The sequence below is a fragment of the Aquimarina callyspongiae genome (genome assembly GCF_034322225.1).
Taxonomy (GTDB): domain Bacteria; phylum Bacteroidota; class Bacteroidia; order Flavobacteriales; family Flavobacteriaceae; genus Aquimarina.
Genome location: NZ_JAXLPA010000002.1, coordinates 777,315 through 802,539, shown reverse-complemented (window position 1 = coordinate 802,539; position 25,225 = coordinate 777,315). Strand labels below are relative to the sequence as shown.

The 25,225-nt window shown below is 29.5% G+C and carries 26 protein-coding genes; 12 read left to right on the top strand and 14 right to left on the bottom strand.

Features of this window, described 5'->3' with window-relative positions; translation table 11 throughout:
• Nucleotides 1-26: 26 nt before the first annotated feature.
• The 3 genes from U0D62_RS10615 to U0D62_RS10605 form a co-directional block, all read right to left on the bottom strand.
• The gene (locus tag U0D62_RS10615; protein WP_322287257.1) at nucleotides 27-1,097 is read right to left on the bottom strand and encodes a sensor histidine kinase; all 1,071 of its coding nucleotides are present in this window, start codon (nucleotides 1,095-1,097) and stop codon (nucleotides 27-29) included.
• A 434-nt stretch (nucleotides 1,098-1,531) separates the two neighbouring features.
• Nucleotides 1,532-2,212, bottom strand: a complete 681-nt coding sequence (locus tag U0D62_RS10610) for a LytR/AlgR family response regulator transcription factor (RefSeq protein WP_322287256.1) — start codon at nucleotides 2,210-2,212, stop codon at nucleotides 1,532-1,534.
• A 9-nt stretch (nucleotides 2,213-2,221) separates the two neighbouring features.
• Entirely contained in the window at nucleotides 2,222-3,244 is a 1,023-nt protein-coding gene (locus U0D62_RS10605) for a sensor histidine kinase (RefSeq protein WP_322287255.1), read from the bottom strand.
• A gap of 139 nt (nucleotides 3,245-3,383) precedes the next feature.
• Between U0D62_RS10605 and U0D62_RS10600 the strand changes: the two genes are divergently transcribed.
• Nucleotides 3,384-4,085 carry a hypothetical protein gene (locus U0D62_RS10600; RefSeq protein WP_322287254.1) on the top strand — a complete coding sequence of 234 codons (702 nt, stop codon included), beginning with the start codon at nucleotides 3,384-3,386 and terminating at the stop codon, nucleotides 4,083-4,085.
• A gap of 6 nt (nucleotides 4,086-4,091) precedes the next feature.
• Entirely contained in the window at nucleotides 4,092-4,793 is a 702-nt protein-coding gene (locus U0D62_RS10595) for a M23 family metallopeptidase (protein ID WP_322287253.1), read from the top strand.
• Nucleotides 4,794-4,983: 190 nt separating this feature from the next.
• On the opposite strand, the gene U0D62_RS10590 is transcribed toward U0D62_RS10595, so the two are convergent.
• Nucleotides 4,984-7,446 carry an SdiA-regulated domain-containing protein gene (locus U0D62_RS10590; RefSeq protein ID WP_322287252.1) on the bottom strand — a complete coding sequence of 821 codons (2,463 nt, stop codon included), beginning with the start codon at nucleotides 7,444-7,446 and terminating at the stop codon, nucleotides 4,984-4,986.
• A gap of 63 nt (nucleotides 7,447-7,509) precedes the next feature.
• Entirely contained in the window at nucleotides 7,510-8,718 is a 1,209-nt protein-coding gene (locus tag U0D62_RS10585; protein ID WP_322287251.1) for a zinc-dependent peptidase, read from the bottom strand.
• A 207-nt stretch (nucleotides 8,719-8,925) separates the two neighbouring features.
• Between U0D62_RS10585 and U0D62_RS10580 the strand changes: the two genes are divergently transcribed.
• Together U0D62_RS10580 and U0D62_RS10575 are read left to right on the top strand one after the other, a co-directional pair.
• Nucleotides 8,926-9,528: a hypothetical protein gene (locus U0D62_RS10580; RefSeq protein WP_322287250.1), complete on the top strand. Its 603-nt coding sequence runs from the start codon at nucleotides 8,926-8,928 to the stop codon at nucleotides 9,526-9,528.
• Nucleotides 9,529-9,561: 33 nt separating this feature from the next.
• Nucleotides 9,562-10,194 (top strand): DUF4303 domain-containing protein, encoded by a 633-nt coding sequence (locus tag U0D62_RS10575; protein ID WP_322287249.1) that lies wholly within the window; start codon nucleotides 9,562-9,564, stop codon nucleotides 10,192-10,194.
• Nucleotides 10,195-10,267: 73 nt separating this feature from the next.
• Here the strand turns inward: U0D62_RS10575 and U0D62_RS10570 are convergent, their stop codons facing one another.
• From U0D62_RS10570 to U0D62_RS10530, 9 genes are all read right to left on the bottom strand, one after another.
• Nucleotides 10,268-10,888 (bottom strand): imm11 family protein, encoded by a 621-nt coding sequence (locus U0D62_RS10570; RefSeq protein WP_322287248.1) that lies wholly within the window; start codon nucleotides 10,886-10,888, stop codon nucleotides 10,268-10,270.
• A 133-nt stretch (nucleotides 10,889-11,021) separates the two neighbouring features.
• Nucleotides 11,022-12,473 carry a serine hydrolase domain-containing protein gene (locus tag U0D62_RS10565; RefSeq protein ID WP_322287247.1) on the bottom strand — a complete coding sequence of 484 codons (1,452 nt, stop codon included), beginning with the start codon at nucleotides 12,471-12,473 and terminating at the stop codon, nucleotides 11,022-11,024.
• A gap of 128 nt (nucleotides 12,474-12,601) precedes the next feature.
• Nucleotides 12,602-13,318 carry a LytR/AlgR family response regulator transcription factor gene (locus U0D62_RS10560; RefSeq protein WP_322287246.1) on the bottom strand — a complete coding sequence of 239 codons (717 nt, stop codon included), beginning with the start codon at nucleotides 13,316-13,318 and terminating at the stop codon, nucleotides 12,602-12,604.
• Complete coding sequence (locus U0D62_RS10555; protein ID WP_322287245.1) at nucleotides 13,315-14,340, bottom strand: sensor histidine kinase; 1,026 nt, start codon at nucleotides 14,338-14,340, stop codon at nucleotides 13,315-13,317. The genes U0D62_RS10560 and U0D62_RS10555 overlap by 4 nt, the downstream gene beginning before the upstream one ends.
• A 225-nt stretch (nucleotides 14,341-14,565) precedes the next feature.
• On the bottom strand, nucleotides 14,566-15,381 hold the full coding sequence (locus U0D62_RS10550; RefSeq protein WP_322287244.1) for a DUF2846 domain-containing protein: 816 nt from the start codon (nucleotides 15,379-15,381) through the stop codon (nucleotides 14,566-14,568).
• Nucleotides 15,378-15,908 (bottom strand): RNA polymerase sigma factor, encoded by a 531-nt coding sequence (locus U0D62_RS10545; RefSeq protein ID WP_322287243.1) that lies wholly within the window; start codon nucleotides 15,906-15,908, stop codon nucleotides 15,378-15,380. Before U0D62_RS10545 ends, U0D62_RS10550 begins: the two co-directional genes overlap by 4 nt.
• Before the next feature lie 67 nt (nucleotides 15,909-15,975).
• Entirely contained in the window at nucleotides 15,976-16,365 is a 390-nt protein-coding gene (locus U0D62_RS10540; RefSeq protein ID WP_322287242.1) for a DUF2846 domain-containing protein, read from the bottom strand.
• A 264-nt stretch (nucleotides 16,366-16,629) separates the two neighbouring features.
• On the bottom strand, nucleotides 16,630-17,484 hold the full coding sequence (locus tag U0D62_RS10535; protein WP_322287241.1) for a LamG-like jellyroll fold domain-containing protein: 855 nt from the start codon (nucleotides 17,482-17,484) through the stop codon (nucleotides 16,630-16,632).
• 10 nt (nucleotides 17,485-17,494) lie between these two features.
• On the bottom strand, nucleotides 17,495-18,211 hold the full coding sequence (locus U0D62_RS10530) for an aspartate/glutamate racemase family protein (RefSeq protein ID WP_322287240.1): 717 nt from the start codon (nucleotides 18,209-18,211) through the stop codon (nucleotides 17,495-17,497).
• A gap of 135 nt (nucleotides 18,212-18,346) precedes the next feature.
• Between U0D62_RS10530 and U0D62_RS10525 the strand changes: the two genes are divergently transcribed.
• The 8 genes from U0D62_RS10525 (at nucleotide 18,347) to U0D62_RS10490 (ending at nucleotide 25,217) form a co-directional block, all read left to right on the top strand.
• Entirely contained in the window at nucleotides 18,347-19,237 is an 891-nt protein-coding gene (locus tag U0D62_RS10525; protein ID WP_322287239.1) for a LysR family transcriptional regulator, read from the top strand.
• A 282-nt stretch (nucleotides 19,238-19,519) separates the two neighbouring features.
• Nucleotides 19,520-20,338: a nuclear transport factor 2 family protein gene (locus U0D62_RS10520; RefSeq protein ID WP_322287238.1), complete on the top strand. Its 819-nt coding sequence runs from the start codon at nucleotides 19,520-19,522 to the stop codon at nucleotides 20,336-20,338.
• Nucleotides 20,339-20,350: 12 nt separating this feature from the next.
• Nucleotides 20,351-20,719, top strand: a complete 369-nt coding sequence (locus tag U0D62_RS10515; RefSeq protein WP_322287237.1) for a DUF6249 domain-containing protein — start codon at nucleotides 20,351-20,353, stop codon at nucleotides 20,717-20,719.
• Nucleotides 20,720-20,723: 4 nt separating this feature from the next.
• Complete coding sequence (locus tag U0D62_RS10510; protein ID WP_322287236.1) at nucleotides 20,724-21,239, top strand: RNA polymerase sigma factor; 516 nt, start codon at nucleotides 20,724-20,726, stop codon at nucleotides 21,237-21,239.
• Nucleotides 21,236-21,583: an FUSC family protein gene (locus tag U0D62_RS10505; protein ID WP_322287235.1), complete on the top strand. Its 348-nt coding sequence runs from the start codon at nucleotides 21,236-21,238 to the stop codon at nucleotides 21,581-21,583. Before U0D62_RS10510 ends, U0D62_RS10505 begins: the two co-directional genes overlap by 4 nt.
• Before the next feature lie 356 nt (nucleotides 21,584-21,939).
• A complete protein-coding gene (locus U0D62_RS10500; protein ID WP_322287234.1) occupies nucleotides 21,940-23,028 on the top strand; it encodes a choice-of-anchor tandem repeat GloVer-containing protein in 1,089 nt (362 codons plus the stop codon).
• Nucleotides 23,029-23,170: 142 nt separating this feature from the next.
• Nucleotides 23,171-24,349, top strand: a complete 1,179-nt coding sequence (locus U0D62_RS10495; protein ID WP_322287233.1) for a glycosyltransferase family 4 protein — start codon at nucleotides 23,171-23,173, stop codon at nucleotides 24,347-24,349.
• A complete protein-coding gene (locus tag U0D62_RS10490) occupies nucleotides 24,342-25,217 on the top strand; it encodes a hypothetical protein (protein WP_322287232.1) in 876 nt (291 codons plus the stop codon). Before U0D62_RS10495 ends, U0D62_RS10490 begins: the two co-directional genes overlap by 8 nt.
• Nucleotides 25,218-25,225 lie beyond the last annotated feature (8 nt).

The following is a 25,225-nucleotide window of genomic DNA, read 5'->3' as shown; positions in this document are numbered from 1 at the left end:
TATCAATTTAATTCTTATGGCTTATTTCATGACTTTTCTTTTGTTGATTTTAATAATGGAAGAGAAACTGTAAAATGCTCCCCGTCATTATTGATAATAGGTGTTTTACTAGATATTAGTTGATACCGTTTTTTAATATTCTTTAATCCAATTTTTGTAGATGGTGTTTGTGTTGATTTTGCTTGAATTTTGTTACTCACTACCAAGGTATCGTCTTTAATGGCAACAGTGATAAGTAAAGGTTTGGATTTAGAAACGATGTTGTGTTTTATAGCATTTTCCAGTAAAAGTTGTAAACTCATAGGTACTATCATTACTAAGAGTTTATCTTCAGGAATATTCCAATTTAGCTTTAAGTTCTCTCCAAATCTTTCTGATTGAATATGAATATAGGCTTTGGCAAATTTCAATTCTTTTTCTAAGGAAATTAAATTTGAATTACCAGACTCAATAATAAAACGGTAAACATCAGATAGGTTATCAACAAATCCTTTTGCATCTTCTTTAGAATCTTGATCAATAATATCCCGTAATGTATTTAAACTATTGAATAAAAAATGTGGTTGTGCCTGATTCCTAAGCGTATCTAATTGTGCTTGAATCATTACTTGTTTAGCTTGTTCTTCGGCTCTAATAGATGTTTTTAACCTCACATAATAATACATAGCTTCGTATATTGCCATAATCATTATAGTTACTAAGGTGACCGGTAGCAACACTTTTAACTGTGTGATATAATTTGCATTTTTACCTAAAAGACGATATATATACTCAATCAGATGCCCTCCCACATAATCCACAACGAGTATGGTAGTCACAATGGCGAAGAAAAAAATGACCATACGCTTTACATCATCACGAAAATCAGGATACTTTTTACGTAAAAAGATTAATATCCTTCGTATAGCCAGCCAATCACAAATGGTTACGATTAAGGAAGCACCCCAACTATAAAAGGCTAACCCTAATGGGTAAATCTGAAAAGAATTATTAAAGATATAATCCGTACTAAGACTTAAAATCAAAATACCAACAATCGAAAACCACACATCGTTAAATCCTAAATATTGTATACGTTTCTTTTTATTAAATAGCATAATGATTTATAAGCTTATTAATGGTATTCCTTGTTTTATTTGATTATAGTACATACCCAATCTATGATGTATATACTAGCCCGAAAACAGTTACAGTAATAATCTGATTTCAATTGGTAGTTTTCCATTTTCTAGATAGCTATAATGCGAATAACGGAATTATTTATATGCCGTGCAACCCGAAAAAATGAGCTATTGTCAGCAGTTCAAATATCTTATGATTGACAAAAAAATGAAACCATAATATTTTGAATCGTCGTAATATGTTTCTGAATTGTTATATACTATTTAGATATTATCCAATTCTATATACCTCCCAACCTTGCTTCGGGTATAGCCGTATTTTATTATATTTTTTCAGAATCTTTTAGAAAGAATATAGTTGAAGAAGATTTAAAATAAAAAAAACTTACGCTATACCTGGATAAAACGTGCTATTTCTTAAAACTATTTAAAACGGTTTTTCTTAAACGAACACTAATAGGGATTTTATAATCGGCAATAATAATTTGATTCTCTATAATTTTATCCACTTTATATTTTGAGACTATATAGGATTTATGTGTTTGAACAAAATTATCTTCTGATAGTTGATCTTTGAAATTCTTTAAAGATATGTGAGTAATTATGGCCTCTTCTAGTGTTATTACTTTAATATAATTTTGCATTGCTTCTACAAATAGAATATCATTTACGTTTATTTTTTTAAGCTGTTTTTCACTTTTTAAAAACAGAACTTTATTTTCAGTGTTATTACCATGATAGTTATCAACTTTATTAACTGCCTGTAAAAAACGTTCAAATGAAATGGGCTTTACTAAATAATCTAAAACATTATAAGCGAAACTTTCCAGAGCATATTCTTCATATGCCGTTGTCATAATAATTGAAGGAGAATTTTTTAAGCCTTTTAACCAATCAATTCCTGTTACTAGCGGCATATTGATATCCAAAAAAATTAAATCGATTTGATTACTTTCTAAATAATGGTTTGCTTGCAATACATTCTTACATAGAGCAATAACATTTAAAGACGAAATCTCATTACAATAGTCTGCAATGCCTTCTCTAGCTATAGGCTCATCATCTATAATTAAACAGTTTAGTTGTTTCATTTTTGAGATTTATAAGTTAATAGAGAGATTTACGATATGATTAGTTTCATCTTTTTTTATACTTAGTTGGTGTTGGTCTGGATATAATAGCAACAAACGTTTTTGTACATTGTTTAACCCTATTCCTCCTACTTTCTTTTTATAAGTTGATTCATCATAACTATTTACAACATTTAGATAAAGTGTACCTCCTACTTCTTCAATTTTAATTTTAATAATATTTGTACTGCCATCTATGTTATTACTACAATGTTTAAAAGCATTCTCGATAAAGGGTATCAACAATAAAGGCGTTATTTTTAATGTAGGATTCTCGGATTTAACATCATAATCTAATTGAATATCTGAGCCTCTTCGGGTTTCTTCAATTTTAATAAACTTTAATACGTAATCTAGTTCTTTCTCTAATAAAATATGAGTATTGCTTTCATATAATTGATAGCGTAATAAACCTGAAAACTGAAGCAAAGTTTGTTTGGCTAAATCGTCATTTTTACCAATTAAATGATAAATACTATTGATACCATTAAATAAAAAATGGGGGTTTAATTGAGCTTTTAGATATTTTAATTCGGTTTTATAAGTTTCTTCTAAAAGCTGTTGTTTTATTTTTTCTGACTTTCTATAATCAAATTTAAGAGCATAATAAAAGCCTGCAATAGTATAGATTATGTGAACCAAAAAATTACTAATGAAACTTCCTGACAAGGATTCATTACGTATATCATATACATCATATAGGATATAATCACCATACGTTTCGATTACAGTAATGCTAACAATCAATGTAATTGTTAGTACATAAAACAATACCTTTTTTTTACGTTTGTATATCTTTGAGAATAACCAAAAAACCTGTGTGTAAAACAAAACCGCATTAAAAATAAGTCCATAAGTATAGGCATAGGCTAAACTATTATTATAAGTCGAGAATCCATTCCAGTTAAGATCCGATCCAAAAGCAATAAACCAATAACTAAATAACCAGAACAATATGTGTCCTGCTACTAACATTATTTTGGATATATTCATTTTGAGCATTTTGAACAAAGGAAAGTATAATTTATTTATGTTAGAGTATTTTTAAACGTTCATCATTAACTATTCTACGTTCATCAAATTAATATTTTTCAATACCTTTTTTTCATTTGTTTTGGTTGAAAATCAATAAATGAGAAAATATGTTTTTGCTATTTTATGTCTATCTATTTTATCGCTCTATGCTCAGGATAAAATTCAAAAAAAGAATAGTTTTGAATTTTCAACAGGTTATAATTCTGGATTTTTAAAAAACTTAGATTTTGCTCCAGTATCCAGTTATGATTACAATGCTCTAAACTATCAATTAAGATATACTCGTATTACCAAAAGAGAAAAACTTTTTGAAGTACAGTTAGATTATTTGAATTCAGAATTAGAGACACATATAATTCCAGAACTTAATCCCCAATATTCGAAAATAACACTAAACTTTTCTTCTTTAAAACGGGTTTTTGATAATAATAAGCTTACCATACATTTGGGTTTGCAGACACAAACGAATGTATCTTCTTACCTTAAATGGCAGCTATATGATTTTCAACAAAAATTAGGAATAGCTGGTCGTTTTACTTTTCGAGTAAATGAAAAACATTCATTATCATCTAAACTAACACTTCCTTTTATTTTGTGGAGAACTTCAACTTTTGATGAAAACTTTTATTCATTAAAACGCTACCAAAGTGTTTTATGGAGTACTGAATATAAATATAAACTCTCTAATCATTTTGATGCCAAAGTATACTATAATTTTAATTATGATAGGCTTCAAATTTCTAATGCATATAGAGAACTACAACAGCAGATTAGCTTAGGTATTAACTTTAAATTTTAATTGATTATGAAATATATAAAACTCTTTGCTTCTACCTTTTTTATAATATTCATTTTATCATTCTCCTCTTGTACAGATATTCTTATGGGAGATGAAGGAAAGTTAGATGAAGAAATCCACCTTAGTTATCAAACTATTACAGAACTAGAACTACCATTTGAAAACGAGTGGTATGTAGTTTGGGGAGGAAGATCAGCCATACAGAATCAACATTTTTATAGTCGTAATGAGCGATATGCTATAGACGTTCTTCAAATAGTAAATGGAGTTTCTTTTACTGGTGATGGTACTCAAAACGAAGATTATTATTGTTTTGGCAAACGCTTAAATGCGCCTGGTACTGGAAAAATAATAGCTATGGAAAATAATATTGAGGATAATATTCCTGGAGCTCTTAATAGAGATCAACCTGGTGGAAATTACATCATAATTGATCACTTAAATGGTGAAGTTTCTGTAATGGCACACTTTAAAAAGAATTCTATAATTGTTTCAATTGGAGATACTGTTGAGAAAGGTCAGGAAGTTGGAAAAGCTGGAAATAGTGGGAATTCTACAGAACCACATTTACATTATCACCTGCAAACAACATCAGAGAGTCCAAGTGATGGTATTGGCTTTCCTATTCAATTTACAAATTATTATGAAAATGATGTGTTTATAGGAAGAGGTGAACCGGTAAGAGGCCAAAAAATTCGAAGAAATTAAAAAGTATGATAGAAGTTCTATACCATACAAATTATTCATCGTTTACTGTTGTTTATTGAAATAGTGAATTCTTTTGGTTGGCTTCCCTTACTCTACTATCGTCTAAGAATTAATAATGTTAGAGTTTATATATTCCTAACTCTGAAATACAATACCAGTGACATATATTTGACTTAACTCATTAATTACCTTATGTTTTAATCACTTTTTTAACGACTGTATTTCCATCTAGTGAAGTGATTTTTACAAAATAAAGACCAGTTGTAAGATTTGAAATATCTACTTTACTTTCAGATACTTTTTTAATAAACTGTCCTAGTTCATTATAAATAATAACACTTTCTAAAATGCTATTTTCTTCAATCTCAATATTAAAAAATGTAGAAGTTGGGTTTGGTGTTACCAAAACACTTATATTAAAAACTTCATCTCCTACTGACAAATTAGAATTGTATTCAAAAGCTCCAATATCAAAATTCCCAGAAATAGTTCTGTCTATAAAATCTTGATGTTTAACGTATTGACTAATTACATTATGATCTGGTAATAATGAAGCAGGAATAACATCTCCTTGATTTATTAATGGTGAACTTTCCTGTAAACTAAAATCCTGATTATTAAAATCTTGAAATAAAGGATCTGAACCTGTATTATTACTTCCCTGATCGTTTACGACACCATTTGGGCTACTTTGATGACTATCTTTCCACCCTGTTTTTAACCAATTATGGTTCATATTACACGTCCCGTTATTGCTAATCATTGCAAATAAGTTTCCTGAGGCTGAAGGATACATTACATTATTAAATATGTGAGCAGTTTCATCATTGGTTGATAATGCAATTAATGTAGTAGTATTGGTTCTGGTAGAGATCACCGTGTTATTATAAAAATAAAGGTCTCCTTTTCTATAATCTGCTGTGGTTCCGCTATCACCTCCATAATGTACGATTTGAGAATTTCCGGCGCCATCTGGTTCTATCAAAACATTTCCGTATACATGAGTTGTATTATAACTTGGATGGTTTACCAAAACCTGGGAATCTTCTGCGTCTACCAGGTCCAATTGCCGATTACCACCTTCAACCCAATTATATCGTACTACCAAACCAGCTGACCTGTCTTTAAGATTATTGCCATTAGCTCCAGCTCTTAACGAACCAAAACGGTTGTATTGATACGTAATACCAATAGCAGCTGTATAGGCATTATGCTGATGAATACTTCCAACAATACCATTGTCATAAAAATAATTCTTTTCAATCAAGATATTCTCAGTACTCCCATTATCAGCACCTATAAACAAACCATTTCCAGAGTCATGTAAAGTACAATTTCTAATAATTAAGTTTGCTGCCTTTTCTACATAGATAGCAGCAGCATTTGCAGAATAACTCTGTGTTTGACCACTTTCATCAGTAAATTGATAGGGTTGTCTTCCGGATCTTACTTCCAGATTTTCTATCGTTATATAATTTGGTAAACCGTCGGCAGGTGTATTGGAACCTCCAATTTTAATTACCCCTCTTTGATCATTCCAAAAATTAACACCAGCAACCGTGGTGGCACCATTACCATCTATTACAGGCTGCTGTCCTTGAGGACCATTTACACCAATAATTTGAATACGGTTATCTGCTGTACCCTGTCTGTTAATTACCCATTTTTCTTTGTAAGGAGTATCTCTCCAATGTATAAATACACGATCCCCTGCTTGTAAAGTCGCCCAGGGCACTTCAGAAATTGTAGCTAAAGATTGTCCTGGACCCACATGATAATCTGTTACTGCTTGAGTGTTTTTTTCATAGATTCTATATCTATTGGCTTCACTAGTAACATATAATACTTCGTTAGCATCTACCGTAAGTCCTTCGTGCTGGCTTGCATCAGCTAGGGCTAATTCGCCATAAATCGTTCCATCAATGGCAACATCAACAATTTTATGACTTTCGTGACTCAACACCCATAATCTGTCTGTAAGGTTATCAAAATACACTGCTGATAAATCACTCGCTATTCCGGCAAAAACTGTTTGAGCATCAAAAGGAATTTCTGGGGTTACAGTAATATTATCACTACCTGTTGGACGATTTATTTTATAAATCTTTCGAGGAGATTTTTCTTTTACAATATAAAATATTTGGCTATCAGTATCATAAGCAATTCCTTCTGGACCAAGGTTACCTGCTGGATTATCAAAAGTAATTTCTTGAAAAGCGTTGGCGTTAATAGATGTGACGTTGGAACTTATCGTTCCAATATAAAATTTAGAAGCTTCATTGACAATGGCAAATTCATTATTACCCAGATATACCAGGTCTTCTGAGTCTCCAAAACCGGACATAGAAATAGTTCTTAATAAATTAAAGTTACTATCTGTTTCCCAGATTTTTCCACCACTATTTTGGATCATATAAAAAGTATTCGTGTCTTCGACCCAAGTGATTCCAGATAAATCGTTGTTTATAAAAGTAATAGAAGTGAGAGCTGTAGTTGATTGGTATAAGGGAATTTGAGAATCTTGTCCATAAGATTGCTTGTTGAAAAACAATGTTAGGAACATAAGTATACAATACTGTATTTTTGCTATGTTACAGTTTAAAATACTTGTGAAATAAGGGATTCTTTCTGTATTCTTCTTTGACGTTTTCATGGGGTTAGGTTTTAATGTTTTGTAATAATAAATCTCGCAACTTGACGGTGATAAGATTTTTTATTATGCGCTTAGACTTTTAAAAGCACTAATCTTGGAAAAGTATATTAGTTTAAAATAATCTAACGATTTTACCTTTTTATTATTTTGTGGATGGTAACCATACACTCTTATTAACGAATCATAGATCGTTGGTATTTTGTGTTTTAGTAATTCTGGAGTTTTAAAAAAGGCTTCACTGCATACAGCAAAAAACTCCATTTCATTTGTAAAGGCATAAGGATCCAAAAACGATTCTTCCTCTTTTTCTTGTGTAAAAGCTGTTTCCCAAACTTCTTTAAATTTTCTGGACGTATTAGGTACACCATCCAACCCACCATTTATAAAATCTATCACATGTGCCATTTCATGTGCTACCAAATCGTTATCATTTTGCATATTTTCTATGATAGATAGCCACGATAAATGGATAGAAACTTGATTAGCCTCATTTAGCATAGGTAAAAAATCCTTCAAAGTGGTTATATGATTAATGAGTTTTTGAGCCCCTAAGAGAACACCATCGGTAAAAGGTTTTAATTGCACATCTTCTTGTAATAGAATAGTAGAAAGTTCAGTAGTGAATGTTGTTATTTTTTGCTCTAAATCTTTTATTTTTTGCTCTATTTTATCTTTAAAATGTATTTGCTGTTTACTAATAATTGATTCGATGTATTTTAAATCTTCTATCCAGTTTTGATATTCTTTTTTTATGAACTCTCCCTTAAAATGAGGTAATATCATAAACAGAATTCCTCGCGTAGCAATATACTTTTCAGTTAAAAGATCAATTACTCTATAGCTTAAAGCAACTTGTTGTAAAAGCATATTTGACCCTTTGCAAACTACTAACCCACTTTCGTTGTATATTTTACGTATTTTATAGGTAGGATAAATTACAATAGATGAAATTACATCAAGAGAAACTATCTCTTTATGAATAAAGAATCTTCCTAAAAGGGATGCTAAATATAACCTATGATATACACTTAAGACAGTACCATCAGAGGTTATCATTGGTACAGAGTTTTCAATAATTTCAATAACCTTATGTAAATTTTGTCTTTCTACATCGTTTAGGTTTTTATAATAATTTTGTGCACTCAAAAATTTCCAAAGCCATTTTTTTTCAGCATCTGTTGGTGCATTATATTTTTTAGGGATACTGGTTAACCAGCAATCTTGATAAAGCTCTTTTGCTGCTGTAAATTCAATTATGGAATCTAAAATCATGAAATGCCTTTTTATTTTATTCAAATTTCACACATTATCAAGAAGTACAGTACACTATAAATAATGAATTTATAACCCCTGAAAACAGGGTAAAACTAGCCGGATATAATTTCTAGTTTTGAGTGCCATTATATACAGCCTTTGTTTTTTGGTTAAAATTTGGAACATTTGATAAATTATAATAAATGCTAGTTGAATTTTAAAAAGATGAAAGAACTTAAAATAGAGTTAATTAATAGCTTTAAACCTGTATTATCTAATACTTCATTTATACTCTTTGAAACCTTGATAAATAGTGCTGAGGAGATTAATTATCTTTCTCATGGGTATGAGTTAACTTTTCCAAATCCTTCAGAGGATTATGAAGGGTTTACATTTACAATTTCAAGCCCATTAAAAAACCATAAAGACAACAAATCTCCAAAACACTTTCAAAATTTTTTGACTATCTGTGATGGTTTTGAATGGGGAACCGCGGGAGATGAAGACCAATTAATACTTCACAATGGATATGAAGGCACTCTACACGCAATTGGTCAGGATTTAGTAGGAAATAAAATCGAGTACAATGAAAATATATTCGCTCCCATTGATATTGGGCTACAAGCTTTTTACTTTATCCACCCTGAAACTAATAAGCTATGTTTATATGATGAATTAATAGAAGAAGTAAAAGATACAGATGATCCAATAGAAATATATTTAAGAGAACTTCATTATGAACTTAAAGGTTTTTCTTGTGACGAATCTTTTAATGATGTATTTAAGGATGCTACTCATCGTAGCGAATGGCTGAATAGCATTGATTAAATACATAAAAATAAAAATACTAGTAAAGTAATTATGATTAAATATAACATTGAAAAAACGCTTGCAAATATTACTAAACAAATAGAAGAATTTGCTAAGAGTCACAAAGAAGAAAACTTTTACGCTTTTGCTGTAGATGCGGGTATGTTATGTTTAAGTAGTGAAGAAGGTTTTAATAGGATTATTAATACTTACAGCCGTGACTGGCAAGCATCACATGAAAAAATTATACTAAGAAAGGACTTAACCAAAGACGAAATTGAAATTATAGAGGAAGAGTTTAAATCTATGCCTCAAAATCTATTAAAAATACAAAATACATCTAACCTGGAAGAGTACATAAATTATTACTTAAAAATCGAAAATAAAGTCAATCAAGATGCACTTGAAAAAGGAAATCCATATAAAAAAGAAGAGAAAATCACTTCTCTACGGTATAATCCAGGTGATTGGCCATATCAAGGTTTTGAAAAATTAAACTTTGAAGAATTGGATGCTACCTACGAAGAACATTATGAGCTCAACGAAAAAGAACAGAATAATTCAGAGTACAGCCAATTTATAAAAAACCTCCTTAATGAAATTGATCAAAATAGTGATAAAATTTTTGCTCCTTTAAACTGTACAAAAGATTTTAAGGTGTTAAATGCAAAGCACGTATTATAACGTTATAACAACTTGAAATAACTTGATTGTTAAAAATCATATAGAGATTTTATCAGAATATTTTGTTTTCTGCTTAAGGATTTCTTTGCCATTTTCTTGTTGGGATTAAACTAATCCCTTTTATATTATTTTTTTCTAAAGCATCAGCTATCTTTTTATGAACAAAGATTCCTGCTCCAATTTCTTTACGAAAAATTAATGCATCATTTGTCCTTTCGGGGTCTATTAATGACCCTGCAAACTCATAAAAATCTTTTCCTAAAGGCAATGTATCAGATTCTCTTAGCTTTATACAAGAAACTAATTCTAAAATGTTAAAAACAACATAATCTTCTCGTATTTTACCTGTGTTTTTATTGATTAATTGTAATGGTAGTACCTGAATATTATCAACACCACATTCCTTAAGGATGGTATACATTCTCTTACTCATAATATTTGGTCCGCCAAAAAAATCCCAAAGATGATCCTCTCCGGTTTCTCTAACTAAACCACTTAGTTCTTTTAAGCTATTCTCCCCTAAAATACTTTGAAGAGGGTGATGACCTGGCTCATCATACGTAAACTTATAGGGCAGTTTATCTTCTTTTTCAATAATTTCTTTACCTCGAATCAAACTTTTACTGGTTCGATTTACACCTTCAATATAAGTGGTCATTCCTCCAGAATTACATAAATGATAGTACAAACTCATCTTTATTTTCATAAAACATTAAACTCATCCAAAAGTAACTTTTATAATGAAAACTCGCTTCACTGTTTTCAGGGATTTATTAAGTTCCTTATAGATTATTATGTTTGTGGTTTTAATTCTAGACCCCGTTTATCTATAAATCTTTATTTTGTTTTTTCTTAAACCTATCTAAATTGGACTGAAAAGAACTTAATGATTTATGAGAGCGTTTTTTTGCAATTTTAACGGCTTGCTCATAATTTTTTAAGGCTAATTTGTACTGATTATTGTTCTCATAAGCTTCCGCTAAACTGTCATAAACATTTGGAATATCTGAAAACAAAATTGTATTTAGTTTAAATATTGTAATTGCATAATCTACTTTTCCTTCTTTCATTAATTCATAACCAACATAATTTAAATGTCCACCAAATTTTGGCGTATAATTGTTTTCTTTTAGAAAATCAGCAAGATCTTTACTTGTATTAAAACTTTGTAATGTATCCTGTTGCTGGTATATGTATTGCGCAAGCTTTTGCCTGGGCAACTTGTAATCTTTATTATATAATATTGATTCAATAGCTACAGATACTTCTCTAGCAATATTGTCATAATTTGACAGTACTATCAATACATATTTATCTTTTAAATATTTTGAAAAATATGAAGTAAACCCAGGAGCTCCACCTCCGTGCCCTACAATTTTATTACCATGTCTATTGTCAACTTGAAATGTATAACCATATCTTGAGGTTACAGCTGTAAACATTTTTTCTTTTGAAGCTTTACTTATTAATATATTAGCATCAAGCGCTTGATCAAATTTAAATAAGTCATTTACAGTTGATAAAATTCCACCAGCTGGACTCGCAGTCGGAATTTCATATATATTCTTAGTGTAATTACTTGAAATTGATCTCATGTAACCATTAGCACGATTTTCTACTATATCATCCAAATATTTGATTCCTGTGTTATACATTTTTACCGGAGTCAAAATATGTTCTTGTATATAGTCTGAGTAATTTTGTTTTGTTATTTCTTCTATAATAGCACCCAGAATCACAACTCCAGAATTTGAATAAGAAAAACGCTCTCCAGGAGTTTTAAAAACTAGTTCTTGCTCATAAATCAACTGCAACAGGTCATTAACCTGGCGTAACTTATTTTTATTTGGGTTATACTCTGGGTGTCTAAAATAGTTTCCAATACCAGAAGTATGTGATAGTAAATGATGAATAGTGATTTTATCTCCTAACGGAAAATCTTTCAAATACTTAATTACAGGATCGTTTATTTGCAGTTTTCCTTGTTCTTCCAATTGTAAAATAGATACTCCTGTAAAAACTTTCCCCATGGAACAGATATCATATTTAGTGTCTAAATTATTTTTGACGTGTAGTTCTTTATCAGCTTCTCCAAACGCTTTTTTATAAAGTACTTCTCCATTTTTAGCTAATAAGATACTTCCTGAAAATTGATCGAGTTCTATATATTTTTGCATCACTTCATTAATTTTTTCGTTTACAGTTTGAGATTTCACAACTGTTATCAGAAAGAATAAGGCAATAAAAATAATATTGGATTTTGGAAATGCTTTCATCATAATGTATTTGTTTATTAAAGAGTCTTCTTTAAATTATTAATACATCAAATTTGAATAAAAGTAATGCCTGATTCAAACGAAATAGACATTCTCCAGAGAGTTATAGACGTTCTGTGAGATTTTGCCTATTATGAACTAGCATCGATAAATTTCTGAAAAGATTCTTTATATTTCTCGGATATAGGAATGTACTTATCTCCAAAAACAATTCTGTTGCGTTCTATGGTTTTTATTTTTTTTAAGTTGACCATAAACGATTGATGCACGCGCATAAAGTTTTTGCCGGATAGCTCCTCTTCTAAGGATTTCATCGTTTTTAAAGTGAGGATTGGTTTTTCTGAATTGACTGTATAAAATTTTAAATAGTCTTTTAATCCTTCTATATAAATCAAATCTCTAAGTTCTATTTTTATTAACTTATATTCTGATTTTACAAAGATGTAGTCATCTGCATAGCTTGTTGTATCTGTATATGCTGATTTAGTTCCAGTTTGTTGTTTGGCTTTATTAGCAGCCAAAAAGAACTCAAGATAGCTAATAGGTTTAACCAAATAATCAATAGCATTTACTTTATAACCTTCTAATGCAAACTCTTCAAATGCAGTAGTGAAAATTACTTTAATGCCTTTATTTAAAATTATCTTTGAGAATTCTATTCCTGATAAATTAGGCATTTGAATGTCTGTAAAAATCAAATCAACGGCTTCTTTCTCTATAACTTCAATTGCAGCAATAGCGTTATTGCATTTTGCTACCAATTTTAAAAAAGGAATCGACTTTACATAACCTTCCATTAAATCAAGAGCCAAAGGTTCATCATCAATCAAAATACAAGATAGCATCATTCTTTATAGTTTAATATTAAGGTTGCCTTAAACAAGTTGTTTTCATCTTTTGTATACAACTCAAATTTGTTTGGATATAATAGTTCCAGTCGTTTTTTAAGGTTTTTTAATCCAATTCCAGAATTAGTTACTTTTTCTTTTTCAGGAAATGATGAGTTCATAACTGAATAATGTATTTGGTCATTATCAATCTTTAATTCAATTTTTATAAAACTAGTCTGCATTGCATCGATACCATGTTTAAAGGCATTTTCAATAAATGATATTAATGTTAATGGTGCTATTTTTATAGGCTGATTTATGATAGGGAAGCTTTTTTCTAATTTAAGATTAGAAGATATTCTTAGTTGCATTAAATCAATATAACGTTCTAAAAATTCAATTTCTTTAGCTAGAGGAACTTTATTTGTTGAAGAATCGTGCAATAAATAGCGCATCATTTTGCTTAAACTATGAATTGATTCTTTAGCAATTACAGGAGAACTATCAACCAAAGCGTATATATTGTTTAGTGTATTGAAAAGAAAATGAGGTTGAACCTGATATTTTAAGTATTTAATTTCTGTAACTAATCGAGCCTGTTTAACTTGCTGTAATACCAATTGATTTTTATTCAATTTTTTATTGATTTTTAAGCCAACACACATTCCAACACTTAAAATCATCGGCAGAATAAGTTGAATAGAAGACATTTGACCACTTCTTACTTCTCTAGTTCTTATTCCGTCTATTGAAGGGTTAAAGACATTCCATTTTAAGAAGTATCTAATCAGAAAAAAAAATATAGTAATCAATAAAATGTTGATAATATAAAACTGTAGCTTTTTTCTTTTAAAAAAATAGGTGTTTACTAAAACAAAATAATTGATGTAAAAAACAAGAAAAACACTTGTGATAGATAACCAATTTCTATTAATGATATATTGTGTGTTAGCAACGTCATCTAATGAAAATAAGGGATATAGAAATGCGAGTAGCCATAAAAAACTGTGTAATAGTATTGCTAAATAATCTTTTCGCATGTACGATTCTTATTAAAAAACTAAAATAAGATAAATAACATTAAGCTCCTGTTTATATAGACAGTCTTGTGTTTTTCATAGATAATAGCTAATATTTTGTCTACCCATTCCATAATTCTCTCTATATATCTAACATTTACGCAATACCATAAAGGTTCTTTACCAACATTTTATTTGATTAAAAACGCACGCATGATTTCACATACTATTAAACCAAATTCTTTACTATTTCATAGAACTCAGCTCTTCTTTTGCATAAGATTCAGTTACTTGCTCAAATTTGGTTTTTCCCAAAAATATTAATTCAGTTCTCAGATAATAACTTTTTCTAGCCTCTAGTTTAATTTTAATCTTCTTTCTTTTTATTTCAAACTCTGTTAATCCCGACTCAACCATAAAAACTTCATATTCTCCATTAGTAATAGTCCCAATTTTTTTACCATTTGCCTTCAACGAAAACATATTTAACGCTCCGGCAATTTTACCAGGTCTATATACATGAACATAAGCTCTGGTTTCAGTTACTTCACCAAAATTGACTTTATAAAATTTATTTTGATTTGAAATTTTTAACGATTCATTTGATTGGCTTGTATCAATTAGCTTTTGATTTACTTTATCTATAGTATTAACTGTATCTTTTGTATCAACTATTGGATCTTCTGTGGTGATTGCCGCTTTTTTTGCGAGTTTATTTTTAAAATTATTTTTTTTAGGAGCTACGATCTTGGCCTTTTGTATAGCCTTTTTCTTCTGGTTAGTTATTGTATCTATTACTATTGTTTCTTCTGTTATAGTTGGAAGCGATATTTCTTTTTCATCGGATAGAGTATAACTTGGTGTAAAAAGGAAAAAATAAATTATTCCAATAAGAATTATAATAGATGTAAAAACAAGAAGGTATATTCCACCGTTTGTATTCTTTGAAATTTTTGTACTTACTTTTTCCCATACTACATCCTCTTCAAATGCAATCCCTTGGAGGTCATCAACATTATCAACTTTTGTTTTAATTAAGTTATCAAATTCTTTTTCTTTCATAACTCATTGTCTTTAACTATTAACTCTTTTAGTATTGCTCTAGCTTTTGAAAGCTGCGATCTTGAAGTGCTTGTGGCTATATTTAATTTTTCAGAAATCTCAGTGTGTGAATACCCTTCTATAGCGTACAAATTGAAGACGGTACGATACCCGATGGGTAAAGAAAGTATCATTTTGTATATATCTTCTGCATCCACATTTGAATTAATTACATAACTATTCTCATTTATTTTGCTTTCCTCAAAATCATAAAACAACATTTTTCTTTTTCTCAAAAAAGCCAGGCATTCATTAATCATAATTTGTCTTATCCATCCTTCAAAACTTTTGGGATCTCTATATTCTATGTTATTTAAATTGTTAAAGACTTTTATAAAACCTTCAGCTAGAATATCTTCGGCATCTTCTTTATTTGAAACATATCGATAACAATGAATAAACATTTTCTGAGCATATGTTTTGTAGAGCTTTTTTTGTGCCCTTCTATTCCCGTTAATACTTTTTGTAAATATTTGTTTACTAATCAAAAGAGGTATATTTTAAAAGTTGCAGTTCTTTAAAAAAAATCTAATCGTCTACTACTTTTATTCTAAATTATTTGATGCTTTTTAATTCTCTTTTTGCAAACTCTTCTGTGACAGCTACTAAATCGAGTTTTCCCAAAAACATATTGCGTACTAAAACAGAACGAAGGTAATATGTTTTTCCTGCTTGTAGTTCAAGCTCTACTGTTTTGCCTCTTACTTTAAATATGGTTTTTCCTAGTGGTAATTTTAAAATTACTTTTTTTCCGTTCTTAATCTTTCCTATTTCTTCTCCATTGACTTTAAGATTAAATACTCTGCCAAAGCCTACAAAATTGCTAGGACGATAAATACAAACAATAGCTTTTGCCTCGGACTCTGTGGGTGGATCAATCTTTTGATTTGCCAACATAGAAATAGATGAAAACAAAAATGCGAGTAATAAAAGTGTTTTTTTCATTTTTTATTTATTTAAAATTGATACTATCTATAGAATGCGCTAAAACACAAAAACGTTGCCTACAGTCTAAAATTTAATTTATATCAAAGTTTTATTTCATGCATGTTTTGCCTCCACTCTACTATCCTATATTCATCGTTTATTGTTTTAATAAAAACGCGTTCAGGATTTTTAAAGAATGTCATAACATTTTTTAAAGAAGTTTTTGGAAGAGAAAAATTTAAAAGAAATAGTATTGGTTAGACCAAACACTTTATACAACCCCTATTGTAATAAGGTTTTTATGCCTTTTTTTAGTTCGAAAACAAATTTAATTTCTTGAAGATCTAGTGGTTTATTAAAAACAGTAAGCTCATCCATCAAACCAATATAACCTAAACCTAACATGATTTTTCCTTTTTCTGCTTCCCATGTGAAAGGATCATTAACATCTTTTATAACACCTTTAAGTTCACCATTTAGGTATAATCTGAATACAGATTTTGTTGTATTTACTTTTGAAAAAGTGATAGCAATGTGTGTCCATTCTCCTTTGTTAAATGGAGGTTTATTTACGGTAACGGTGCGTTTTTCCCACTTAGCTTTATCGTCTTTGTTTTCAGGGTTCCAAACATCTAAATCTCCCAAAGCTCCAAATCTAAATTTTCTTGGATCATGATCCGTGAAATCTACCCATAAGGCAGCATCATTATATCTAACATCTGTAATACATATTGGGTCACAATAACCTGGTGCTAAGTCTTTGTTGGGATCTAATTGTAACCAGAATGATATGGTACCACTCCATGATTTATTGCTGTATCCCACATTTTTATAGGCCTTATAAAAAACAGCAGACGTTTTTGCCTTTTTAAAATGAAGAGCATCACCTGTAAGACCTTTATTTTTGGCCAAAACAACATTAGGATCGTTCAAACCTGTTTTAGCTTTAGTTGTTTTTTTATAGTTTTCAGCTGTGTAAATCATTGCATCACCAACGGATACATCTGCGGCTAGTTTCCCGTCAAAAGAACTGTAAAAAAGTACATGATCTTTTAATTGTTTGTTTTGTGAAAAAGAAATACTAGTAATGAGAAAGAAGAATACTCCAGCTATAAATAAATGCATAGTTGTTTTCATGATTTTATAATTAAAGATTAGAATTTATAGTATCAGCTATCAAACTCCATTCAATTGCGGTATATGCATGAATTTTTCCTGTATCAAAAATTGGAATATCCACATCTGATTTTGAAATTAGAATAGGCAATTCTGTACAACCTAAAATAACGCCTTGTGCTCCTTGGTTGTGTAGTTTTTTTATAATCTCAATAATTTTTAGTTTTGAAACACGTGTGAATTGTCCTTTCACTAATTCATTATAGATAATATCATGAACTACTTGCCTTTCATTTGCATCAGGAATTAAAATTTCAAGTCCAAAATCATTTACCAACGTTTTGGTATAAAAATCCTTCTCCATAGTGAATTTTGTGCCTAATAAAGCTACTTTTTTCAACCCTGATTTTTGGATAGATTCACCAGTAGTTGCAGCAATATGCAAAAAAGGAATACTTATATTTTTAGAAATATAATGACTCACTACGTGTATAGTATTAGTGCATAGTAAAACAATATCTGCTCCTGCCCTTTCTAGTTGTTGCGCTGCATGTTTCATGAGTTCTCCTATAGCATCCCAATCGCCTTTAAAAGTTAATCGTTTTATCTCTGAAAAATCAACTGACATCATAATACATTTTGCAGAATGAGAACCTCCTAATATATTTTTTGCTTTGATATTTAGAAATTCATAATATAACTTTGATGATTCCCAACTCATCCCTCCTATTAATCCAATTGTTTTCATAATCCTATTATAATTAGCTTTAACAAAATTATGCTTAATAGCTAGGCTTGCACAGTTATGAAATTGAGATAAATAAAATTATAACTGAAATAATTTCAACTATAACCTATATGGAAGTATCCTATCTTTACAATTATGGAACTCAAATATTTCAGGCTAATAAAAACAATTGCAGAAGAAGGTAGTATTGCTAATTCTACTGAACGACTCTTTTTAACACAATCAGCTTTAAGTCATCAATTACGCGAATTAGAAGAACGTTTAGGTTTTAAAGTGTTTCATAGAACAAGAAATAAATGGGAATTAACCCAAGAGGGCTCTGAACTATATAAACTAGCGAATAAACTCTTTAGCTCTATTGATGAAGGGTTTAATAATATAAAACATATAAAGGAAGGCTCCAAAGGTTCTATAAAGTTGAGTGCTGAATGTCAATCGTTTTTTCATTCAATTCCATCATTTATTCAAAAAATGGGAATCCTTTATCCAGAAATTAATATAGACGTAACCTTAGGAGCTACACATCAAACCATATCACAGCTATTATCTGATGATATAGATATTGCCATTGTAACGTCTAAACCTGCTTCTGAAGAATTGGAAAGTATAAAAGTGTTTGAAGATGAGATTTTTGCTGTTATACATAAAGAGAATGAACTCAATAGTTTAGATTATTTAGAAGCAAATCATTTTTCGAATATACACTTATTGATTAACTCTTTTCCGCTAGAAGGTGTCGCTGTTTATGAGCATTTTCTAAGGCCTAATAAAATAAACCCTAAAAAGATCTCTGCTATTCCATTTACCGAGATTACATTATCAATGATCAATGCTAATATGGGTATTATGTGTGCTCCAAAATGGCAATTAAAACCTTTTAGACTTTCAGAAGATATTATTTTTAAGCGTATTAGTAAAAATGGTTTAAAACGGAAGCATTATTTGGTAGTAAAGACCATTAACAGAAATAAAAAATACATCCATGATTTCATCTCTAGTTTTGAAGAGTATTTTTTTGAAGGGTAACCCCTTTCTATTTCCTTTATGAGGTCATTTTGACTACAGTTTTTTAATTAGAATTTCTTTTAAATAACGCGATATGTTTGTTAGAAATTAAAATAATTTGAAAAAATATAGACACGTTTTCACTATCCTAATTCTCTTTTTTTGGGTTAATATTTATGGGTAAGATAATTTTAAGAAAATATATTCTAGTTGAATGTCTCTTAAATCAGATTAAAAAAATAGAGGTTTTGTAACCTTTTCATTTTTTGATTCATCTTAATAGAAAACAAAAACAATCAAAAGATGAATTTAATCAAATCAAAAATACTACGCACAAGAATTATTTATGCAATATCATTAACCTGTTTCTTTGGTGTAGCTCAAACGAATACTAAATACTCAAAAACTATAAATACTAATTTATTTGAGGAGATTTCAAAAATGGACTCCTTATTATTTTCTGCGTATAACAATTTAGAAGTAGATAGCTATAAGTCTTTAATAAGTGATGACATAGAGTTTTATCATGATAAAAATGGGTTAATCGATTCTAAAAAAAGAATTGTAGAAAGCTTTAAAAAAATAGTTGAGAAAAAAAAGAATGCATCATATTCAATAACAAGAAAGCTTATAAAAAATACTTTAGAAGTCTATGAGATTCCAGGGATGGGTGCGATGGAGACTGGAATACATCAATTTATTGAAACAAGTGGAGATAGCAAAATATCAATTACGCAAGCAAAATTTATGCACCTTTGGAAAAAACAGAATCAAAACTGGGTCATTGCTAAAGTATTTAGTTATGATCATCAACCTGTAAAGGAAAAGGTAAATCCAAATATGAAAACCATTTCCTTAACGCACAAGCAAATGGATGTGTATATTGGCGAATATCAATTTGCGCCTGAATTTGTACTTTCTATTATAAGAGAGGGACACAAAATGTTTGGCCTTGCTCAAGGAGATAAAATCGAAATTTTACCGTATAACCTCCATAAATTTTTGATTACCAGGGACAATTCAAAACTTGAATTTCTTGTCAATGATAAAGGCATTGTAATAGGTATTGAGATGCAAACAAAAAAAGGAATAATGAAAGCAAAAAAAATAAACAACAAATAAAATCCTAAAATTATGACTTCACTAATTATAGCGTGTATTATTTCGGTAACTGCTATTACAGCATTATTTTTTGCGTGGTATTTTTACCTGCAAGCCAGAAACAAAGAACGAATGGAGTTAATAGATCGCGGTGAAAAATTAGACGACATTTTTCGTTTACAGAAGCAAAACAGGTTCAAATTTATATTTCCTTGGTTAAAGGTTTCTGTAGTAACTCTGGGTATGAGCTTTGCCTTTCTTTTAATTGGGATTTACATTTTTTTCCAAGATGATGAACCTGATAAAGCAAAAGGGTTTTATATAACTTTTATCATTGGTATTTGTTTAGGTGTATCATTTATGATCAACCACTTTATAAATAAAAGAAATACCAAAAAATAACATAGTGGATGATTATTATATTGATAAAGTCCTCAACGGAGATAAGCAGGCCTTCAGGTATTTTGTAAGACAATACAAGAGTATTGCTTATAACTTAGCGATGTCAATTGTAAAAAATACCAGTAATGCAGAAGATGTAGTTCAAGAATCATTCATTAAGGCTTTCAAAGGTTTACGATCTTTTAAGAAAGATGCCAAATTTTCATCTTGGTTTTATAGAATTGTAGTAAACGAAGCTTTTATGTATTTAAGAAAAAATAAAATTGAATTTACTGAGATCAATGAGGAAACAGTTAGATTAACTTCAGATGAAAATAAAGAAAACCAAAAATGGATATTAGTGCAAAAGTTTATGCATTCCTTAAACCCAAAAGAAGCACTGGTTTTAAATTTATTTTATTTGGAAGAAAAGAAAATTACTGAAATTGCCAACATTACTGGATGGTCAATATCTAACATAAAAGTACTATTACATCGTGCTAGAAAGAACCTACAAAAACTGTTAAATAAAGATTCATGAAAGATAAAAATGATGAAGATTTTAATAAGCTAAAAAGCTTTCTTGAAGAAGGGAGGTTTACATTAGATAGTCCAAACTTTGAAGAAGATCTAATGTCAAAAATCGTTCTGGAGAAAAACTATAGATCTAGAGTGAGAACTTTTATAAGACGTGCTCTCGCTTGTTTTATAGGAGGTTTGATATTATGTATGTCACTTGTTTTATGGTTTCTTTTTAAAAGTGATTCCACGAGTGTTTCTTACGAAATCACAAGTATAGTATGTCTATTCTCTTTAGGTGTTATTGGAGTTCTGTTAATAGATAATTTTGTAAAACTTTTACAAAACTATAAAGCATTCAATTAAAATTATTCACTTTATAAAAGATAGTAATATTATACAATTAATTATTTCTTGAAATGATTGGTTCTTTTCTGTATCTAACCAAGTCGTTAATAATAAGCTTGATAGGTTCATATAGTTATTCTTGAGGTATTGTGTGTTTTTTCAATCTTACCTTCTAAAACTTTACTAACACACAAGTGTACTTTAACTTCAAATATGTCCATTTGACATTAATTTATCAAAAAGACTTTTTTTTAAAACCTAACTTAGCTATCAAACATCTATATCATATGATTAAGAATGTGGATCTTATATTAAATAAACAATATATGTTGGTATTGAATCAAAAAACAAGGTGTTTACTAATATTTTCTATATTGAATTTTAGTAACATTTTAATTGCTCAAGAATCTAAATTGTGGGGTGTAACATCTACAGAAGGAAAATATGGATACGGAACCATTTTTTATATTGATAAACAAGGAAATACTTTTAACAAAGTACACGATTTTGATGGGGAAACAGGATATCCTGTTTCCAGTTTAACATTGTGCAATAAAAAAATATGGGGTATGACACAAGGTGATTCTCCTAACTTAAAAGCAAAGATTCATGGTGCTATTTTTATGATAGATACAAATGGTTCAGGTTACAAAATAGTGAGTGAGTTTAATGGACTAAATGGGAGTATACCTTTAGGAGAGCTCATAGTCTTTAAGGATCATCTTTTTGGTATGACTTTAATGGGTGGAACACATAATTCCGGAATCATTTTTAGAATTCACCAGGATGGAACAAATTTTAAAAAATTATATGATTTAAAAAAAATAGATGGTACTCACCCTCGTAATAGTTTGTTTTTGTATGAAGATAAATTATGGGGTATAACATCTAGGGGCGGAACTGAAAATAAAGGAACCATTTTTAATATAAATACTGATGGTTCTAATTTTAAAAAAATATATGACTTTAAGAATTCCAGTATTATCGAACCCGAAAGTGGTTTAATATATAAAAACAATACATTCTGGAGTATGTGTACCCGTGGTGGCAAACACAATGAAGGAGGTATTTTTAAAATAAATCTTGATGGTTCTAGTTTTAAAATAGTTCATCATTTTATGTATCCTGCTTTAGGAGACTTGATTGAGAGTAATGGAAAACTATGGGGAATGACTGCTTCTAGAGGAAAGTATAATGCGGGAGAAATTTTCTATATAAATCCGAATGATAATAGTTATACCAAAGTGCATGATTTTGATAAAACTAATGGAAGATTCCCCGAAGGAAATTTATATGAAAGTAATCATACTTTATATGGGATGACTCGATTTGGAGGTAAGCATAATTTAGGGGTTATTTTCTCAATTAGTAATAACGGCAAGTCATTTAAAAAACTGTTTGATTTAAATAAGGATACGGGAGGAGCGCCATATGGTACATTAATAGAAATAACTAAAAAATAAGAATACTTATTTATAATTTTAATACTAGCTTTTTTTGCATATCGTATGCACTACGAAAACAAGTAAGAAACTTACTTATAAATTAAAAAATGTATTAGATGGATGACTAATAGATGTTATATTTAACGCATATATTATAATTATGTTTACCAAACCGGAATATGCATATATAGCATTTGATGTATTTCCTTCACAAAAAGGTGCTGCAACACATATTAACCATTGTTTAAGAGCCTTACAAGGTACATTTAAAACTGGAATACTTATCTGTTTAGGAAATGATGATATGCCAACTTTTCAATTTGATAAAGAAAGAAATCTCTATGTGTATCGCTGGAAAGAAAAAGTAATTAATTTTTTAGAACGTACTCAAAGATTTGAAAAAAGCGTATTAGATATTTTACAAATTCCACTTTGTGAAACAATTAAACTTATTCATTTTAGAGATATTTGGGGCGGAATTCCTGCTTTAAAAACAGATTTAAATTGTAAAACTGTATTTGAAGTTAATGCATTTTCGCATATAGAGTTGCCAAGCAGATACCCAAATATTAGTGAATCGGTTATACAAAAGATTAAAAATTTGGAACATTATTGTATTACTAAATGTGATACGATAATTACGCCCTCAAACGTAACTAAGAAGTTTATTAAAGAACATTTTAAAATTGAATCATTAAAAATTAATGTGATTCCAAATGGTGTAAAATATTATGATTTAAATACTTTAGAAATCAAAAACAACCCCTCTAACCCCTATATTTTGTATTTCGGAGCTTTGCAAAAATGGCAAGGGATTAAGATACTTTTTAAAGCTTTAAAAGAAATCGATGATTTAGATATTAGATTACTTATTTGTGCTTCGGTTCCAGAAAAAAGAACACTAATTTATCATGATTTAGCTGAAAATTTTGGTGTAAATCATAAAATTGATTGGTTGTATGAATTAGACAAACGTACACTTGCCACAAAGATTAAAAATGCTTTATTTACGGTTGCTCCACTTTCATCTTGTAATAGAAATATTATACAAGGTTGTAGCCCACTTAAGATTTTAGAATCTATGGCATATGCTACACCAGTTGTAGCTTCTGATATCCCAGTAGTTTCTGAACTAATAAATGATAATGAGACGGGGTATTTAGTACCTCCGGACAGACCAGAATTATTAGGTAGGAAAATCAGAATCTTATTAGAATCACCAAAGCAATTAAAAAAAGTAGGGCTAAATGGAAAAAAAGAAATTGAAAAAAAATACCTTTGGGATTATCAGGAAGATAAAATGAAAAATACATATAAAGCACTACTTCTAAATGATTAGAAAAGCACTAAAGCTTGACGGGAAACAGTTTCGTACGACAAAACAGTTTAAAGCAAAAAGACCAAGTGAATACTGGTTGTTGTTTTTCAAAAGACATGTATTATTAAAACAAAGATGGAAATTTAAATTTTTTTATCTCTTAGCCTTAGCTCCTATATTAATAACAATACTTTTTTATATAAATATGGCAGATCGTGAAGCTTTGACTGCGGTAGCATTTATTAGTGTATTTATTACGATAATTGTCATAACTTTTTTAGAAAAGAATTCACCAAAAGCATTTGTTCCTATTAATGCTTTTGGTGAATTGGCCAAATTTATCATTTATGTTAAAGGAGATGTATACAAAAACCTAATAAGTTTACGCTTAAATGCAGGGCAAATTGAAGCTGTTAAAAATCTACTGAAACCAGAAGATATTGGATTTAAAAATGGTTCAGGAACCACATATAAACCATATCAATTAGAGCGCTTTTTTTCTCAATTTGTATTTAAAGAAGGTAGTTCTTGTATAGTATCTCTTTATCAAATCTCAATGAGAGTAACTTCTACAAAACGTAGAAGAAGTGGTAAAACTAAAACTAAAACAAAGCATAAACATAAGTTTTTCTATCAGTTGATTTTAAAATTAAAAGAATCCGATTATTCTATCTCTAGGACCTTCTCTACTGATAGATATGATATAAGTGTAAAAAATGAAAATGGTTATAACTTAATTAAAGTAAAGCTGAAGGAAAAAGTGGGTATAATCGCTTCAGAAGTAAATTATGTAAATAAACACGATGACTCAATTTTTATTAAAATGTTAAAACACTTAATAAATAAGCAGGTGTTAGTTCCAAAAAATAACCAAAAATTAATAAACTAAACACACGA

Excerpts from the sequence above, each read along its gene's own strand:
- U0D62_RS10495 (WP_322287233.1), top strand. The coding sequence starts at position 23,171 with ATGTTTACCAAACCGGAATATGCATATATAGCATTTGATGTATTTCCT.
- U0D62_RS10575 (WP_322287249.1), top strand. The coding sequence starts at position 9,562 with ATGATTAAATATAACATTGAAAAAACGCTTGCAAATATTACTAAACAA.
- U0D62_RS10515 (WP_322287237.1), top strand. The coding sequence starts at position 20,351 with ATGACTTCACTAATTATAGCGTGTATTATTTCGGTAACTGCTATTACA.
- U0D62_RS10540 (WP_322287242.1), bottom strand. The coding sequence starts at position 16,365 with ATGAAAAAAACACTTTTATTACTCGCATTTTTGTTTTCATCTATTTCT.
- U0D62_RS10525 (WP_322287239.1), top strand. The coding sequence starts at position 18,347 with ATGGAACTCAAATATTTCAGGCTAATAAAAACAATTGCAGAAGAAGGT.
- U0D62_RS10535 (WP_322287241.1), bottom strand. The coding sequence starts at position 17,484 with ATGAAAACAACTATGCATTTATTTATAGCTGGAGTATTCTTCTTTCTC.
- U0D62_RS10560 (WP_322287246.1), bottom strand. The coding sequence starts at position 13,318 with ATGATGCTATCTTGTATTTTGATTGATGATGAACCTTTGGCTCTTGAT.
- U0D62_RS10565 (WP_322287247.1), bottom strand. The coding sequence starts at position 12,473 with ATGATGAAAGCATTTCCAAAATCCAATATTATTTTTATTGCCTTATTC.
- U0D62_RS10610 (WP_322287256.1), bottom strand. The coding sequence starts at position 2,212 with ATGAAACAACTAAACTGTTTAATTATAGATGATGAGCCTATAGCTAGA.
- U0D62_RS10505 (WP_322287235.1), top strand. The coding sequence starts at position 21,236 with ATGAAAGATAAAAATGATGAAGATTTTAATAAGCTAAAAAGCTTTCTT.
- U0D62_RS10595 (WP_322287253.1), top strand. The coding sequence starts at position 4,092 with ATGAAATATATAAAACTCTTTGCTTCTACCTTTTTTATAATATTCATT.
- U0D62_RS10600 (WP_322287254.1), top strand. The coding sequence starts at position 3,384 with ATGAGAAAATATGTTTTTGCTATTTTATGTCTATCTATTTTATCGCTC.
- U0D62_RS10550 (WP_322287244.1), bottom strand. The coding sequence starts at position 15,381 with ATGAAAGAAAAAGAATTTGATAACTTAATTAAAACAAAAGTTGATAAT.
- U0D62_RS10555 (WP_322287245.1), bottom strand. The coding sequence starts at position 14,340 with ATGCGAAAAGATTATTTAGCAATACTATTACACAGTTTTTTATGGCTA.
- U0D62_RS10605 (WP_322287255.1), bottom strand. The coding sequence starts at position 3,244 with ATGAATATATCCAAAATAATGTTAGTAGCAGGACACATATTGTTCTGG.
- U0D62_RS10490 (WP_322287232.1), top strand. The coding sequence starts at position 24,342 with ATGATTAGAAAAGCACTAAAGCTTGACGGGAAACAGTTTCGTACGACA.
- U0D62_RS10530 (WP_322287240.1), bottom strand. The coding sequence starts at position 18,211 with ATGAAAACAATTGGATTAATAGGAGGGATGAGTTGGGAATCATCAAAG.
- U0D62_RS10590 (WP_322287252.1), bottom strand. The coding sequence starts at position 7,446 with ATGAAAACGTCAAAGAAGAATACAGAAAGAATCCCTTATTTCACAAGT.
- U0D62_RS10585 (WP_322287251.1), bottom strand. The coding sequence starts at position 8,718 with ATGATTTTAGATTCCATAATTGAATTTACAGCAGCAAAAGAGCTTTAT.
- U0D62_RS10580 (WP_322287250.1), top strand. The coding sequence starts at position 8,926 with ATGAAAGAACTTAAAATAGAGTTAATTAATAGCTTTAAACCTGTATTA.
- U0D62_RS10615 (WP_322287257.1), bottom strand. The coding sequence starts at position 1,097 with ATGCTATTTAATAAAAAGAAACGTATACAATATTTAGGATTTAACGAT.
- U0D62_RS10520 (WP_322287238.1), top strand. The coding sequence starts at position 19,520 with ATGAATTTAATCAAATCAAAAATACTACGCACAAGAATTATTTATGCA.
- U0D62_RS10570 (WP_322287248.1), bottom strand. The coding sequence starts at position 10,888 with ATGAGTTTGTACTATCATTTATGTAATTCTGGAGGAATGACCACTTAT.